The organism is Rhizobium sp. SU303 (genome assembly GCF_021052345.1).
Classification (GTDB): domain Bacteria; phylum Pseudomonadota; class Alphaproteobacteria; order Rhizobiales; family Rhizobiaceae; genus Rhizobium; species Rhizobium laguerreae.
Genome location: NZ_CP088095.1, coordinates 3,717,794 through 3,732,504, shown reverse-complemented (window position 1 = coordinate 3,732,504; position 14,711 = coordinate 3,717,794). Strand labels below are relative to the sequence as shown.

Below are 14,711 nucleotides of genomic sequence, written 5' to 3'. Positions count from 1 at the left end.
CCCGGGAAGCAACTTGGGCAATCCTTTCTTGAGCTTTGAGTTTATTCCGTCGGACAGATCATTGCAAATTCAATCGGTCAGCCGCCAACACGGAATGCTGGGCAAGTCTTAAAAACCATGCGGGAAACAGGCCGATGCCGATGGTGCCGGCAGCAGTGAAGGCGAGCGTCGCGCGCACCAAGGGCGTCAGCGCCGGGTCGAACGTCCTTTCCGGCTCGCGCATGTAGATCACCATGACGATGCGGATATAAAAGTAGGCGGCAACAGCACTCAGCAGCACTGCGATCACCGCCAGCATGACGAACCCTCGCTCGACGAGCGCGACCAGCACGTAGAACTTGGCGAAGAACCCGGCCGTTGGCGGAATGCCGGCCAGCGAGAACAGATAGAGCAGCATCAGAAGTGCCAGCCCCGGATGCGACTTGGCGAGACCCGCATAGTCTTCGATAACCTCGCCGGAAAAATCGCCGCTCCGCATCAGGATGACGATGCCGAAAATGCCGAGATTCATGAGCGAGTAGATCAGCAGATAGATCATCACGCTGGCGATCCCGTCCGCCCCGCCGGCCACCACGCCGAAAAGAGCGAACCCGGCATGGGCGATGCTGGAATAGGCCAGCAGGCGCTTGAAATTATCCTGCACCAGTGCAACGAAACTCCCTAGCGCCATCGTCACCACAGCAATGACCGCGACGATGATCCAAACGTTGGAGGTTGCGACCAGAGGGTTGAGGAACACCCGCAGGATCACCGCGAACCCCGCCGCCTTGGGCCCCACGGACATGAAGGCGGTAATCGTCGTCGGCGCGCCTTCATAGACGTCCGGCACCCACATGTGGAACGGCACCGCGCCGACCTTGAAGACCAGCCCCGCGACGATGAAGACCACCGCCAGCAGCAAGCCGGGGTCGCGCGGAGCGCCGGTCACGGCCGCAGCCATACCGTCCAATTGCGTCGTGCCGGTGAGCCCGTAGACCAGCGAAACGCCGTAGAGGAAAATTCCGGTCGAGACCGCACCAAGGATTACGTATTTCAGCGCCGCTTCGTTCGATCGCCGCTCATGCCGCAGAAAGCCGGTCAGCACGTAGGTGCAAAGCACCATCAGCTCGAGGCCCACGTAGATCGACAGGAGATCGGTCGCCGAGGCCATGATCATCATTCCCGAAAGGGCAAAAAGCAGCAGGACATAATATTCGCTGCTCCCGATCCCTTCGATTTCGGCATATTTCCGCGAAAGCAGGAATGTCAGAATGGTGGCTATGTAGAACACGAACTTGAAGAAGACCGCGAAGCGGTCGGCGATGAACATGCCAGTATAGGCCGGCCGCACTTCTCCCGCCAGCAGCAGTGTCGCCAAGGCGGCAATCAGCACGACCGCGACGGAAGCCCAGACCAGGAAATACTTCTGCCCCTTGCGCAAAAACTGTCCCAGGATCAGCAGGATGCAGGCTCCAGTAATCACCACGATCTCGGGCAGGCTTGCGAGAGCCGACTGGAAAAGTGCGGCGACGATCATTGGCCGCTCCCCTTGGCATGCACCTGCACCAGCAGATGTTCCACCGAAGCGTCCATGATATTGAGAAAGGGCTTCGGATAGAGCCCGACCCACAGCACGAAGACGGCCAGCGGCAGGGTCGCTGCCAGCTCGCGGGCGTTCACGTCGCGTATCTTGAACCGGACGCCGACGCTGGCCGGACCAAGCGCGACTTTCCTATACATGCCAAGCAGATAGGCCGCGCCAAGCAACGCGCCCAAAACGGCGGCCGCGCCGATGGCCAGGTTGGCCGCAAACCCGCCCGACAGGACCAGCAACTCGCCGACGAACGAATTCGTTCCCGGCAGCGCCATCGACGACAGAGTAAACAGCGCAAGAAACGCGGTATAGACGGGTGCTGCCTTTATCAGCCCGCCATAATCAGCGATGCTGCGGGTATGGGTCCGCTCGTAAATCAAGCCGACGAACAGGAACAACGCGCCCGTCGTCACGCCGTGATTGAACATTTGCAGGATACCTCCTTGGAGCCCGCGGAGGTTCAGCGCAAAAATCCCCATGGTCACGAAGCCCATGTGGCTGATGCTGGAATAGGCCACCAGTTTCTTCAGATCGTCCTGTGCCAGCGCGAGCAACCCGCCATAGACGATCGCAAGCGCTGAAAGCGAAAGCATCAGTGTCGAATAATATACCGACGCCTCTGGCAGCATCGGCAGCGAGAACCGCAGGAATCCATAGGCGCCCATCTTCAGGAGTACGCCCGCGAGGATGATGCTGCCCGCGGTCGGCGCTTGTACATGGGCGTCCGGCAGCCAGGTATGGACCGGGACCATCGGCACCTTGACCGCGAAGGCGATCAGGAAGGCGAAAAACAGCCAGGATTGGTCCCGGAATGGCAAATCCTGTGCAGTGAGGGCGAGGATGTCGAAGGTCTCGCCGCCGTTGAAATAGAGCACGATGACACCGACCAGGAACAGGACACTGCCCGCCAGAGTGTAGAGGAAGAACTTGAACGCCGCATAGATCCGGCCGTCGCCGCCCCAGACGCCGATGATCAGGTACATCGGGATCAGCATCGCTTCCCAGAAAACGTAGAACAGGAACAGGTCGAGTGCGCAGAACACCCCCAGCATCAGCGCCTGCATGGAAAGCAGACTGACCATGAACGCCTTCACCTTGCGGTCGATCGCAACCCACGAGGCGAGCACACAGATCGAACCCAGCAACGCGGTCAGGAACACGAAGAGCGCGCTTATCCCGTCGATACCAAGCGCATAAGTGATTCCGAGCGCGGGCACCCAAGGGCGCTTCTCTGTGAACTGCATCTCGTGGGTCGTGGTGTCGAATCCGGCCAGCATGGCGATGCAGAGGGCGAGGTCGAGGATTGTGACACCCAGCGCTGTCCAGCGCACCGCATCGTCGCCGCGGAGAAACATCAGAACCGCTGCCCCGGCGACGGGCGTGAAAATTATGAAGCTCAGAAGCGGCAATCCCATCGCGCCCCCTACCGCCATACCACGGCGAAGACCACGGCGGCTGCGATCACACCAGCGATCATCGCCAGCGCGTAATGGGTCACGACGCCGGTCTGGAGCCGCCGGAGCCGCCCGCCGGCGCGCAGGATCGAGCGGGCGACGCCGTTCACGACGGCGTCCACGCCGGTGAGATCGATCCACAGTCCCGCCCGTGCCGTCCCATGCAGGAAGGGTAGCGCGGCTGTCTCGGACACGTTGCTTACCGCCTTCTCATAGCGCGCCAGCGGTTTTTCGGCGAACCACATGAAGAGCCGCCCGCCCTTGCGGTAGAACCAGTCGGTGTCGATGCTGATCGTGTTCTCGGGGTCGAGCGCCCTGAGGAACAGCACGAATCCCAGTGCGGTGAACATCAACAAGCTGAGGCTCTCGGTGAGATGGACGCCCGTATAGGGTTCGAAGTCGACCGGATAAGGAAGGAGAGCGTAAAGCGGCTGCGGGAATACCCCGATCGCAATGCAGAGCACCGCCGCCATGCCCATCGCAACCAGCATGTTGCGCGGCGGCTCCCGCGCCTCCAGTTTCCGGTCCACGCCGAAAAACATGTAATACGGGAGCTTCAGGCCCGTGTGCAGGAACGTCCCCGACGACGCCATCGTCAACGCCACCACCACCAGCGCCCGATGATCCTGTCCGGCGGCGGCAATCACCATCGATTTGGTGACAAAGCCTGAGAAGAACGGAAACGCCGAGATTGCGAAGGCGCCGACCATATAGAGCGCCACCGTTATCGGCATGGTCCTGTAGAGCCCGCCAAGTTCGGTGAGCTTGCGGCGGCCGGTCACGTGGATCACCGCTCCTGCGCCCATGAATAGCAGTGCCTTGTAGAGGATATGCGCGAAGGCGTGGCTGGAGGCGCCGTTCACTGCCATCTCGGTGCCGATGCCGATACCCGCCACCATGTAGCCCACTTGGCTGACGATATGATAGGCGAGCAGCCGCCGGCAGTCGTTCTCCAGCACCGCGTAGATGACACCGTAAAGCGCCATTGCAGTGCCGAGCCAAACCAGAAGCTCGGTCCCCGGAAACGTCCGCGCCAGGACATAGACGGCGGTCTTCGTGGTGAAGGCGCTCATAAACACCGCCCCGGTGACAGTCGCCTCCGGGTAAGCATCAGTCAGCCAAGCGTTAAGGGGCGGCACCGCGGCGTTGAGCATGAACCCGGCAAGGATCAGGTAGGCGCCGACGCCCATCCCCCCCGCGATCGGGCCGAGGAGCAGCGAACCCGTGGCGAGCCCGTGGAGAATGACGCCACCGAGCAGAACGACGCCGCCGGTGATGTGGACCATGAGATAGCGGAAACCGGCGGCAACCGCCTGCCGGTCGCCCTGGGCGAAAACCAGATAGGCAGAGGCAAACGCCATGCCTTCCCAGAACAGGTACAAGGTCAGGTAGTCGCCGGCGAAAACCACGCCAAGCGCGCTGCCGACATAAACGAACGCAGCGACATGCTGGCCGGGGCGCGTCAAGTGCAGAGCGTAGACCGTTCCGATCAGCGCCATAATGGTGAAGACCGTTGCGAAGACGATGCTCAGCTTGTCGACCTTCGCGATGAGGATTTCCTGCCCGATGAACGATGCCGCGCCGTAGCTGCCTGGCTGCATCGTGAGCATGGTGAGGATCGCAAGTATCGGGATCAGCAGCAGATAGGCCTTGCGGATCGACCCGTTCAGAAAGGGGATCGGCAGGGCACCGAGAATGAACAGCAGGGCGGGATGGACGAAGTCAGTCATAATAGTCCTCGCGCCGCATGAGCCCAGCCCGATGACCGAGGAACTTGGAAACGAAAATCAGCAGCACGCAGGATAAGAAGCCGTAGACGGCCGACCAGCCCGGCAGACGGTCCCACGGGTATTCGGCGTGTTCGCGCGGCACCAGGAAGTCGGCGATGACGATCAGGACGAGCACCAGATAGAAAAGCCGACGCCGTTCGGTCGCATACTTTCCGTCGCCAAAGAAATCGACCACGCGCTTTATCACCTGACAACTCCTTCCGCTAAGGCGACGAAATAGTCGGGGAAGATGCCCATCGCCACCGACAGGATGGCGGTCGCAACTAGCGGGATCGTCACCATCGGAATTTCACGGACCGTTGCCGGGCTCCCTTGCGCCTCCGTCCCGAAAAAGGCGACATAGCTGACCGGCAGGAAATAAGCGGCGTTGAGAACCGAACTCGCTAGGAGCACGATCAGGAACGCGATTTCCCCCGCCTCCACCGCGCCTCGCGCCAGATACCACTTGCTCACGAACCCCGCAGTCGGTGGCACGCCGATCATGCTGAGTGAGCCGACGAAGAACGCCCCCATCGTCCAGGGCAACCGGCGGCCGATACCAGCCATGTCGCTGATGTTGCGCTTGCCAGACGCGCAATAGATCGACCCGGCGCAGAAAAACAGTGTGATTTTTGAGAATGCATGCGCTGCGATGTGGATGATCCCACCGACCATCGCGACCGGCGAGAGCAGAACTGCCCCCAGCACGATGTAGGAGAGCTGGCTGACCGTCGAATAGGCGAGCCGCGCCTTCAGGTCGTCCCGCGTCAGGGCGTAGACCGACGCCATCAGAATCGTGAACGAGACCAGATAGGCCGTGGCGATGCCCAGTCCTAGCCCGTCCACCAGCCCCGTGCCGAACACATGGAACACCAACCGCAGCACGCAAAACACGCCCATCTTGACCACGGCCACGGCATGCAGGAGCGCACTCACCGGTGTCGGCGCCACCATCGCGGCAGGCAGCCATGCGTGCATCGGCATCACCGCAGCCTTGGCGAAGCCGAAGAGGTAGCAGAAATAGACGACTGTCAGCAGCGCCGCCGAAGCATCGCTCCCTGCCAGCAGACCCCCCGTGACAAAGTCGAGCGATCCCGCAATGTGGTAGGTCAGCGCCAGCGCGGCGAGAAGCACGCTCTTTGACGCTCCCATCAAATAGACCACGTACTTGCGGCTGCCCGCCCATCCCTCTTCGTCTTCGTGGTGGTAAACGAGCGGATAGGTCACGAGGGTGAGCATCTCGTAGAAGATCACCAGCGTGAACAGATTGGCGGCGAAGGCGCCTCCGACCGCTGCCGCGAGACTGGCGGCAAAGCAGGCGAAGAACCGGGTCTGCGCATGCTCGTTCAAGTGCCGCATGTAGCCGATGGAATAGATCGCCGCGACAATCCACAGCAGCGACGAGACGGTGGCAAACACCATGCCGAGCGCATCGACCCGGAAAGCCAAGTCAATCCCCGGCAGAACCTCAAACAGGCGCAATTCGACCGTCCCGCCCGCCAGCACCGTGGGCGCCATCGAGACGACAATTGCGAACATGGCGATTGCCGCCAATGGCGAGACGATATCGCGGAGTTTCTCGCGGTTGTTCAGGAGAAGAACTGCAAGGGCCGCCAGGCCCGCGACGGCGACGGCAAGTAGCGGCCGGATCGATATCACCGGGTCCAAGCCACTATCCTTTCATCATGGTCACGTCGTCGACCTTGAGGGTAGATTTGTTCCTCACGAGGGCGACCAGGATTCCGAGGGCGACGGCAACCTCCGCCGCGGTGATTGCGATGACGAAGATCGCGAAGATCTGACCGCGGAAATCGGCGTAGTAACGTCCGAAAGCGATGAAATTGATGTTGACCGAGTTGAGCAACAGCTCCAGCGACATCAGCACGACCAGAATGTTGCGCCTGAGCAGCACGCCCGCCGCTCCGATCACGAACAGCGCCACTCCGAGCAAAATATACCACCAGAGCGGAACCATCACCGCTGCTCCTTCTGCGCCAGCACGATGGCCCCGATCAGGGCGGCCAGCAGGATGACGGACGCAACTTCAAACGGCAGGAGATAGTCGGCGAACAGCGTTGTGCTGAGCTGCCTGACCTGATCGCCACCGCGCACGGTGACGGGCTGCGTGAGCGAAAAGCGGCCGCTCCAGAGCACCAGCGCAACCATCTCGATCCCAAGCAGGACGAGCAATACCAGAGCCGCCATGTTGCCGCCCGGCAAGAACCGTTGCAAGACCGCTTCGCGCACATCGATCATCATGATCACGAAGACGAACAGGACCATAATCGCGCCGACATAGACAAAGATCTGGATGACCGCGAGCAGCGGCGCCTCGAGCAAGACGAAGATTGCCGATATCTGCAGGAAGCACGCCATCAACGCCAATGCGCTGTGAACCGGATTGCGCGCCATGACCAGCGTCAAGGCGGTGATCACGGACACCGTAGCGAACAGAAGAAAGAACCCCTGATCCATCGACGCCGACCCTCCGACGCGAACTGCTACCCGGCGCGAGACGGCCGGATTTGAGATTGCGCCGCAACTTCCGATGCGTTCACAAATTGTGCCCTAAAATCGGATTTTTCACAAGATTATTGTCATTGGCGGCACATCAGCGGCTTATCCTGGTTAAGGCGTCGGTTCACGCCCCTTCAAGAGCATTAAACGGGCGGGCCTCGGCTGAGTCGTACCGATTTGCAACGATTGATTCGAGTCTTTCTCGCAACACCTGAGTGGGAACTGTCATCTTGGACGGATTTGGCTGGATTAGAGCGTTTCAGTTACGGTATCCGTAAGACTGCGAAGCGATTTGCGCGAGCGGGACAGCTAGAGACAGCACGTCCGCATCTCCTAAAGCAGGATCTTGATGAACGCGGATATGATAGCCGCCTGGGCGGTGGAAAATGGATTCCATGCGATGGATTCCCGGAATTATCGTCGCCATGACAATGCAGGCGTGATCACGATCGAGATAAAGAGGATGTCATTCCTCCTCATCGATGAGAGGCAAGGCTTGCAACCGCGCCTCATATCGCGGTTGTTCAAAGATATATCCCTCACAAGCGGGAGCGGCCGCTTGCAGGGTCTTCTTCGTGACCGCAATCCCAATCATTGAGCGCTCACGCCATCCCCCAGCCCAGCCAATTCAGGTGGCGGATCATGGCTGACGCCGATGAGCACCGTCGCAAACGTTCTACACTTTCAATATTTCTTCTTGCGAACGATCTTATTGCCGCGGGGTCCGCTCACGACAGGTGTTCGGTCGCGGTTTTCGGCAAGCAGGTTCCGCCAGCGTTCCAGGCGATCGGCGACCAGAGCACCGCTTGCGACAGCTGCCTGGACCGCGCACCCAGGTTCATGGGCATGCGTGCAATCGCGAAAGCGGCAAAGCGGCGCCAGTTCAGTTATTTCAGCAAATAGGGTGTCTATACCGTCGGCAACATCACTCACGTAAAGCGTTCTTATTCCCGGCGTATCGATGACCCAGCCGCCGCCTGAAATTGCATGCAGGGATCGCGCCGTGGTTGTGTGTCGGCCCTGCGCGTCATATTCTCGAATGGTGCCTGTCTTTTGCTTTGTGTCAGATTCAGGCCCGGTCATCGTGTTCACCAGCGTTGATTTTCCGACACCAGAAGATCCCACCAACGCAACCGTCTGGCCAACGCCGCACCAGGGCCTCAACAGGGAAACGGCATCCGCGGAGCGCCCATTCAAGGCAATGACAGGCAGATCGCGCTGCAAAGCCTCGGCTTGCGCCTGGAACATGCCGGCATCTTCCGCAGTGTCAGCCTTCGTCAGCACAATCACCGGATTGCTCCCGGCCTGGTTGGCCATGATCAGGTAACGTTCCAGCCGAGCAAGATTACAATCGGCATTGCACGAGGTCACGATCAACAGGGTGTCGATGTTGGCGGCAACAAGTTGCTGGCCACGCCCGCCTTCCGGGCGTCGTTGAAAGACGCTTTTTCGGTCGAGACGTCTGATAAGCATGTCAGTCAGTGCATCGGCAAGAACCCAGTCGCCCACCGCGTAATCACCAGTACTGGTATTGGATGGAAATTCGAGTCCGACCGGCCCGGTGACATCGATTGCCTCGATGCGTGCCCGGTGAACTGAAGCGATGCGTCGGGGAATCAAATCCGCTTCGCTGGGCTGGACCTGGTCCGCGAAGAATTCAGACCACCCAAGCAGTTCCAGCGGTGAAGAAAGTTGGGAGCTGGTCAAATCTTGTTCCACTTTCAGTAAGGCTGCCATAAAGGGTTTTTGAATGATCTTCAGCGGCGTTTCGCCTAGCTGCGTGGATGATCCCGTTTTGGCAACGAGGTTGCGTAAGCAGCAGCTTCGCCGGGGTAGGGGAAATCGTCCCCGAGCTGACGGTCGCCATCGTAGACTTTGAAGGCAGGCCCCTCAACTTCAACGATCTTATAGCCATTCACGTATTCGATCTTCGGTGTTTTCCAGCCCATCAAAAGCTCTCCAGTCCGGTCCGAGGGTTGTCTCTGAGGATGGTGCCACCTCATACACAGCGGTCTATGACCTATCAGGTGCTTCGCGATTAGCCAACGCCGCTTCGATCCCGTTCAAGACCACCTTTCCTCTGCAAGTTCGGCGAAGCGTCACCGCCAGGCTGGTTTAAAGGTGATCAATGGGCCACGAGTGGCGAGGACGATCGCCTAATCGACGTGGTCGAGCACGCCGGCTCAGGTACCTTTGCCGTCGACAAACTCGTCGGCAAGCAAGTAGCCTCGCCTGCGCCCGCATTTCCCTCGACCAGACGCGCGACTGGCCTTCAATCTCGCAAGGCGATCTATTCCGACCTGCAGTGGCAGCAGTATTGCTTAGGGAGAGCACCATGCACGCCGCCAATACGTGCTCGCTTGGGTTTTCACCGAACCAATCGCGCGGCCAAAAACCGGCAGCACAATAAGTCACCCGTTGACGCTCCGAGCAGTCGCAGCGCTACCGCCGCCGGCAGCCCGGCGCGTAGCGAGCGCCTTGGCCGAAAAGAGCGCGTAAATGATCAGCGGAAGACAGACGAGATAGGATGTCCGGATGCCAGCATGTTCGGCAATGAAACCGAGCAGCGGCGGCGCCAGGAAAAAGACGACAAAGCTCATCTGGCCAAGGGCGGCGACGTTGAGATACGCCGCGCGATCTGTGCGTTGGGCCGCTGCCGAAACGGCGAGAGGATAGACCGCGCTGCAGCCGGCGCCCATCAAGGCAAAGCCCGCCAGCGCGACATAGGGATGCGGCGCCCCCGACACGGCGCAGATGCCGATGGCCGAAAGAACAAGCAACATCGTGGCGACGGCCCGCGCGCCAAACCGATCGACCAGCGGATCGACGAACAGGCGTGCCAGCGCCATGCAGAAGGTAAAGAGCGTCAATCCCAGTCCGCCAATGAAGGGTTCGACCGAAAACACATCGCGCATATAGATCGCCGACCAGTCGATCCCGGCGCCTTCGACGAGGAAGGCCGCGATGCCGATCACGCAGAGCGGCATCAGACCCCAGGTGGGAAGCGCTACCAGCGGTGCCTTACCTTCATGCAACACGAGCCGCGCCGGCGCACTCCGCATGCCGGAAATCGCCCAGATGCCGATGACAAGTACCGCGACAAAGGTCACGGCGAGATGGAGTTCCATCGAAATGCCAGCTTGGCGGACGACTGAGGACACAAGCGCCGTGACGAAGAAGCCGAGGCTCCAGAAGCCATGCGCCCTGTTCATCACGCCGCGCCCCAGCTGCGCTTCGATGCGGTCGATCTCAACATTGAGATTGATCTCCAGCGCCCCGGCGAGCAGCCCTTCGACGAAGAGCACACAGAACACGACCGGCGCCGCACCGATCCACGGCACCAGCGATAGCAGCGCAGCCGTGCCGAGAACAGTAATGAACGCCGTCGTCCGCGCGCCGAGCCGGGCGATCAAGGGCGAAGATAAAGTCAACGAAATCAGGGCGCCGATCGCAGCCCCTATCAGCGTTAACCCAAGCTCGGACTTATTGACGCCAAGCGCAACCTGCAAATCCGGCATCCTCGACAGCAGCGCCCCCAGCGACACAGCGAAGAGAAAGAAGCAGACATAGATCCGCTGCTGCGGTGCGATTTTCATGATGCAACTCCGGGGATTGACGCGTCGAAGCAAAACACGCGCGCATGGACCGGTGATGTCTATCTCACAGGGCCTAAGATCGAAACTTGTTTCTGAGGGAATGTTTCGGAGAAGGTGATCTTGGGGACCGGCGCGATTTGCCTAGCCGCGGTGACGTGCGCGTGCCGTTTGACCAAGCTTGCAAACTACGCCGCCGCGATTCTGAACGCGAGCTTCCCTTCGCCGGCAGATACAGTTCCGTCACTTGAGATTACAGATCGCTTTCTGCATCAACAAGGTTGAACTCTGCGCCGCCGAGCCGCCAGCCCCAGAGAATCCACCAATGTCCCGTCGTCATTCCCATGGTGGTTTGCCGCGAACGCCAGGATCGCCTGCCTACCGCTCTTGAACCTTGCCTTCCCGTTCAACGCAATCTATATTCTGTTCAACACAGGGGAATCTTATGGGTACCCAACCACGAACTGCTGCGGAACGCGAAGCGAAAGTCGCGTTGGCCCGCAATAAGCTCGTACTCGAGCAAGCGAAGGCCGTCGGTCTCCTTGGCACGGCGAAGAATACCCGCTTGTCGGGGCGAGTGCCGTCGGAGTTGATCGAGGCAGCCAAGAAGCGTGCCCATGTTACCTCCGACACCGAACTGCTGGAATTGGCGCTTTCACGGCTGGCTCTCGAAGACGACTTTGGCGCGCGTCTGGTGGGTCGCAAGGGCCGCATCCCGACGGACATCGATGTTGGGATTTGATCTCTCTGAAACCCTCCGATCACTAAAGCCCCAGAAGCACGTCGGGACGCTCGAGCGCAGGCCCGACGAAGATCTTCCTTGGGTTGCTGACGAACCGGCAATCGGAGGACCTCTGTTCCTGGATACCAGCGTCTATCTGGATGTGCTTCAAGGGCGCTCGCCGGTGGAGGTCGATAGGCTGATTACGTATCGCCTATGCCACCATTCGGCGGTCTGCCTGTCTGAGTTGACCCATGCCTTCGGCCGACTGGACCCCAAGCACGCCTCTACAAAGGCGGTGCTCGAAACGGTCGCGGCGACGATCGAAGACATTCCGGAACACCGACTTCACGCCCCAGAGGCAGCCGTCTGGGGACATGCCGGCGTGTTGGCGGGTCTGCTCTTTCGCTTGAGCAACCTGCCAAAGGGGGAGGGACATGAGCGCCGCTTCGTCAATGACGCCATGGTTTTCTTGCAGGCACGGCAGCTGGGTGCGAGCGTGCTGACTGGCAATGTTCGCGACTTTGATTTCCTCTCACAGATCATACCGACCGGTCGGGTGATCCTCTATCGAGCCCCAGTGGAGGCGCGATCATCATGAACGCCGAACTCTCACCCTCGGTCGCCGGAGCGGACGATCAATCATCGCTCGCTTCAAGCTTGCCAGTTCCAGAGGGACATTCAATTCGCTTGGGAGCCGGGATCCTGTCAGCGAGCGCCGTAAAGCTGCCACTACGGCGATCGCAGCCTCCCGCACGGTCCGGGACGACCAGGAGGCCGCGAGCCGCGTTCTCAGTGCCTTCATGCGCGCAGGCTGCCGACTGCTGGCCTTCGCCAATTCCGAGGTAGGCACGCCGAGCCTGGCGGAGATTGGTATCGACGATCTGTGCCCGGAGGGATCATCGCCTTCAATCGCAAGAACCTCTCCTCCACCGAGCGATACTTCAACGAGAAGTTCGAGGAATACGATCTGACCGGCAACATCGCCTATAGCTGCGACGACACCTATTCGCTGGTGTCGCTGGTCTCGGCCGGGCTTGGCATCGGCTTTGCGCCGGAATAGACCGAGGGCTTGCCGAACCGGGCCTTCGATATCCTGATCATATTGGCCTATTTGCCTCCCATAAGACACACTTCGCCCGTCGATCCGATCAATTTCGGAAGACGAATGATGTTGTAGGCGGCAAGGGCGAAGATGAAGACCGCCTTCACCTTGTCCAATCCGCGCACCTTGAGCTGTGAGAGACCGCCGGTCGTCTTGACCCAGCCGAAGACTTCCTCGATCCGCTTGCGGCAGCGCAGGCTGATCGCATAGCCGGCGCTTTGCGCTACCTGCGGCGGCACCGCCGTCTTGCGTACCTTGCCTGTCTTGCTCACCGTGTCGTTGATCGCCACGTGCGGCACGATCTTGCGCGCCTTCAACGCTTCGACGAAGGCTTCCACGTCGTAGGCCTTGTCGGCACCCAACGTCACCCCTTCGCCGGGACCCTCGCTCAGTTTGGTGGCCGCCTCCCGCTCGCCCGTGCCGGTCGCATGCGTCATCGCACCGTCGACCACAAGTCCATTGCGGTTCTCCATCAACGCATGCCCCAGATAGGCCAGCCGGCTCTCCTGGCCCTTGCCCTTGCGGTAGAGCCGGGCATCCGGGTCGGTCGTCGAGGCGTGCGTCTCGTTCGAGCGCTTCTCCTTGCGGAAGTCACGCTCGCCATTGCGCCCGCCCTCCGGCGGCTCGCCGTCGTCGCCACCTGCGCCATCCTTGGCGCGAAAGCTCTTCATCGAGGCAAACGCCTTCAGCATCGTCCCGTCGACCGAGAAGTGCTCCGCACTCAAAAGCGTCTTCACCGCCGGCTGTGTAAGCAGCGCCGACAGGAAGCCTTGCGCCACCTCCGTCGTCAGAACCCGGTCGCGATTATGCGTGAACACTGTCGGATGCCACACCCCATCATCGATCCCAAGACCCACGAACCAGCGGAACAATAGGTCGAACTCAAGCCGTTCCATCAATTGCCGCTCGGAGCGGATCGAATACAGCATCTGCAGCAGCACCATCCGCAACAGCCGTTCCGGCGCGGTCGACGGCCGACCCGTCTTGGCATAGAGCCCGTCGAACGACCCATCCAGCGCCGCAAGCGATGCGTTCACCAACCGCAGCATCGCACGAAGCGGATGCCCTGCCGGAACCCGTGCCTCAAGGTCGACATATGAAAACAGCGATCCCGTCCGCTCATCCCCGCCACGCATGCAAATCAATGCCCGCTGTTGCAACCCCAGGGAATCATAGCGGCAACCCAAAAGTCCGAGGATTTTGCAGCAGCCTGCTAGATCTGCTGCCCGCGCGAATTTGCGACAGTTTGCGACAAATTCCCCATGCCGCGGCACAGTTGTGCGACAGCGATGAGCTATTCCTGGCGAGTAACCGCCGCGCCCAGACATGGTTTGAAAGTCCAGCAGGAGAGCACAAATGGCAGAGCAAAGTCCCGCAGATCCTCAAGGCGTTGGTGTGACTCGTCGAGCCGTCCTTGGCACGGGTGCCGGTGTGGCAGTCGCAACGATACTTCCACTGCAATCCGCTGCCGCCCAGGAGACTTCCGTTTCGAATGAAACGGGCACAACTCTCTTCGTTTCGACGACGGTGAATGGACGGGCCGTCGCTCTCGATATTGACTCACGCGCATCGCTTCTTGACCTGCTGCGCGAGCGCCTTGGCTTCTCGGGAACAAAAAAAGGCTGCGATCACGGCCAGTGCGGTGCATGCACGGTGCACCTCGACGGCCGAACGGTAGTGTCCTGTCTGACGCTTGCGGCGAAAGTGGCGGGGCGTCAGGTGACGACCATCGAAGGGCTGGCCGACGGGGATACACTTCATCCGATGCAGACCGCCTTCATCGATCACGATGCATTGCAGTGCGGATACTGCACGCCGGGCCAGATCATGTCCGCCGTCGCATGCGTTCGACATGGTCATGCAACGGACAAAGCCTCGATCCGCCAATTTATGAGTGGAAACATCTGTCGTTGCGGCGCGTATGCCGGGATCGTCGCTGCCATCGAAGATGTGGCAGCCAATTCGAAGGAGGGCTGAAG

General features: G+C 60.3%; 15 protein-coding genes and 1 pseudogene. 5 read left to right on the top strand and 11 right to left on the bottom strand.

Annotated elements, in window-relative coordinates; translation table 11 throughout:
* Positions 1–58: 58 nt before the first annotated feature.
* Genes RlegSU303_RS18545 through RlegSU303_RS18515 form a run of 7 tightly spaced genes read right to left on the bottom strand, consistent with a single transcriptional unit; the run spans position 59 to position 7,271 of the window.
* On the bottom strand, positions 59–1,516 hold the full coding sequence (locus RlegSU303_RS18545) for an NADH-quinone oxidoreductase subunit N (RefSeq protein ID WP_131719249.1): 1,458 nt from the start codon (positions 1,514–1,516) through the stop codon (positions 59–61).
* Positions 1,513–2,988, bottom strand: coding sequence for an NADH-quinone oxidoreductase subunit M (locus RlegSU303_RS18540; protein WP_017961914.1), 1,476 nt, complete (start codon positions 2,986–2,988; stop codon positions 1,513–1,515). Before RlegSU303_RS18540 ends, RlegSU303_RS18545 begins: the two co-directional genes overlap by 4 nt.
* Before the next feature lie 8 nt (positions 2,989–2,996).
* Positions 2,997–4,757: a Na(+)/H(+) antiporter subunit D gene (locus RlegSU303_RS18535; protein ID WP_231283250.1), complete on the bottom strand. Its 1,761-nt coding sequence runs from the start codon at positions 4,755–4,757 to the stop codon at positions 2,997–2,999.
* Positions 4,750–5,004, bottom strand: coding sequence for a hypothetical protein (locus RlegSU303_RS18530; protein ID WP_017961912.1), 255 nt, complete (start codon positions 5,002–5,004; stop codon positions 4,750–4,752). The genes RlegSU303_RS18535 and RlegSU303_RS18530 overlap by 8 nt, the downstream gene beginning before the upstream one ends.
* Positions 5,001–6,464, bottom strand: coding sequence for a monovalent cation/H+ antiporter subunit D family protein (locus RlegSU303_RS18525; RefSeq protein ID WP_017961911.1), 1,464 nt, complete (start codon positions 6,462–6,464; stop codon positions 5,001–5,003). Before RlegSU303_RS18525 ends, RlegSU303_RS18530 begins: the two co-directional genes overlap by 4 nt.
* A gap of 4 nt (positions 6,465–6,468) precedes the next feature.
* Positions 6,469–6,771, bottom strand: coding sequence for an NADH-quinone oxidoreductase subunit NuoK (gene nuoK, locus RlegSU303_RS18520; RefSeq protein WP_017961910.1), 303 nt, complete (start codon positions 6,769–6,771; stop codon positions 6,469–6,471).
* Entirely contained in the window at positions 6,771–7,271 is a 501-nt protein-coding gene (locus tag RlegSU303_RS18515) for an NADH-quinone oxidoreductase subunit J family protein (RefSeq protein WP_017961909.1), read from the bottom strand. The genes nuoK and RlegSU303_RS18515 overlap by 1 nt, the downstream gene beginning before the upstream one ends.
* Before the next feature lie 391 nt (positions 7,272–7,662).
* Between RlegSU303_RS18515 and RlegSU303_RS18510 the strand changes: the two genes are divergently transcribed.
* Complete coding sequence (locus RlegSU303_RS18510; RefSeq protein ID WP_017961908.1) at positions 7,663–7,911, top strand: hypothetical protein; 249 nt, start codon at positions 7,663–7,665, stop codon at positions 7,909–7,911.
* Positions 7,912–7,997: 86 nt separating this feature from the next.
* Here RlegSU303_RS18510 and rsgA read toward each other — a convergent pair whose 3' ends face one another.
* From rsgA to RlegSU303_RS18495, 3 genes are all read right to left on the bottom strand, one after another.
* On the bottom strand, positions 7,998–9,050 hold the full coding sequence (gene rsgA, locus RlegSU303_RS18505; protein WP_231283248.1) for a ribosome small subunit-dependent GTPase A: 1,053 nt from the start codon (positions 9,048–9,050) through the stop codon (positions 7,998–8,000).
* A gap of 35 nt (positions 9,051–9,085) precedes the next feature.
* Positions 9,086–9,262, bottom strand: a complete 177-nt coding sequence (locus RlegSU303_RS18500; RefSeq protein ID WP_003549623.1) for a hypothetical protein — start codon at positions 9,260–9,262, stop codon at positions 9,086–9,088.
* 462 nt (positions 9,263–9,724) lie between these two features.
* Complete coding sequence (locus RlegSU303_RS18495; protein WP_131719247.1) at positions 9,725–10,909, bottom strand: MFS transporter; 1,185 nt, start codon at positions 10,907–10,909, stop codon at positions 9,725–9,727.
* 442 nt (positions 10,910–11,351) lie between these two features.
* On the opposite strand from RlegSU303_RS18495, the gene RlegSU303_RS18490 reads away from it, so the two are divergent.
* The 3 genes and pseudogenes from RlegSU303_RS18490 to RlegSU303_RS18475 form a co-directional block, all read left to right on the top strand.
* Complete coding sequence (locus RlegSU303_RS18490; protein WP_027663749.1) at positions 11,352–11,648, top strand: hypothetical protein; 297 nt, start codon at positions 11,352–11,354, stop codon at positions 11,646–11,648.
* Positions 11,638–12,228 carry a type II toxin-antitoxin system VapC family toxin gene (locus RlegSU303_RS18485; RefSeq protein ID WP_131710031.1) on the top strand — a complete coding sequence of 197 codons (591 nt, stop codon included), beginning with the start codon at positions 11,638–11,640 and terminating at the stop codon, positions 12,226–12,228. Before RlegSU303_RS18490 ends, RlegSU303_RS18485 begins: the two co-directional genes overlap by 11 nt.
* A gap of 262 nt (positions 12,229–12,490) precedes the next feature.
* Positions 12,491–12,687, top strand: a pseudogene (locus RlegSU303_RS18475) (LysR family transcriptional regulator substrate-binding protein); the annotation flags it as partial.
* Positions 12,688–12,737: 50 nt separating this feature from the next.
* On the opposite strand, the gene RlegSU303_RS18470 reads toward RlegSU303_RS18475, so the two are convergent.
* On the bottom strand, positions 12,738–13,868 hold the full coding sequence (locus tag RlegSU303_RS18470; RefSeq protein ID WP_131719246.1) for an IS5 family transposase: 1,131 nt from the start codon (positions 13,866–13,868) through the stop codon (positions 12,738–12,740).
* Positions 13,869–14,088: 220 nt separating this feature from the next.
* On the opposite strand from RlegSU303_RS18470, the gene RlegSU303_RS18465 reads away from it, so the two are divergent.
* Positions 14,089–14,709, top strand: a complete 621-nt coding sequence (locus tag RlegSU303_RS18465) for a (2Fe-2S)-binding protein (RefSeq protein WP_131709978.1) — start codon at positions 14,089–14,091, stop codon at positions 14,707–14,709.
* Positions 14,710–14,711 lie beyond the last annotated feature (2 nt).

Excerpts from the sequence above, each read along its gene's own strand:
- RlegSU303_RS18545 (WP_131719249.1), bottom strand. The coding sequence starts at position 1,516 with ATGATCGTCGCCGCACTTTTCCAGTCGGCTCTCGCAAGCCTGCCCGAG.
- RlegSU303_RS18540 (WP_017961914.1), bottom strand. The coding sequence starts at position 2,988 with ATGGGATTGCCGCTTCTGAGCTTCATAATTTTCACGCCCGTCGCCGGG.
- RlegSU303_RS18535 (WP_231283250.1), bottom strand. The coding sequence starts at position 4,757 with ATGACTGACTTCGTCCATCCCGCCCTGCTGTTCATTCTCGGTGCCCTG.
- nuoK (WP_017961910.1), bottom strand. The coding sequence starts at position 6,771 with ATGGTTCCGCTCTGGTGGTATATTTTGCTCGGAGTGGCGCTGTTCGTG.
- RlegSU303_RS18515 (WP_017961909.1), bottom strand. The coding sequence starts at position 7,271 with ATGGATCAGGGGTTCTTTCTTCTGTTCGCTACGGTGTCCGTGATCACC.
- RlegSU303_RS18510 (WP_017961908.1), top strand. The coding sequence starts at position 7,663 with ATGAACGCGGATATGATAGCCGCCTGGGCGGTGGAAAATGGATTCCAT.
- rsgA (WP_231283248.1), bottom strand. The coding sequence starts at position 9,050 with ATGGCAGCCTTACTGAAAGTGGAACAAGATTTGACCAGCTCCCAACTT.
- RlegSU303_RS18500 (WP_003549623.1), bottom strand. The coding sequence starts at position 9,262 with ATGGGCTGGAAAACACCGAAGATCGAATACGTGAATGGCTATAAGATC.
- RlegSU303_RS18495 (WP_131719247.1), bottom strand. The coding sequence starts at position 10,909 with ATGAAAATCGCACCGCAGCAGCGGATCTATGTCTGCTTCTTTCTCTTC.
- RlegSU303_RS18490 (WP_027663749.1), top strand. The coding sequence starts at position 11,352 with ATGGGTACCCAACCACGAACTGCTGCGGAACGCGAAGCGAAAGTCGCG.
- RlegSU303_RS18470 (WP_131719246.1), bottom strand. The coding sequence starts at position 13,868 with ATGCGTGGCGGGGATGAGCGGACGGGATCGCTGTTTTCATATGTCGAC.
- RlegSU303_RS18465 (WP_131709978.1), top strand. The coding sequence starts at position 14,089 with ATGGCAGAGCAAAGTCCCGCAGATCCTCAAGGCGTTGGTGTGACTCGT.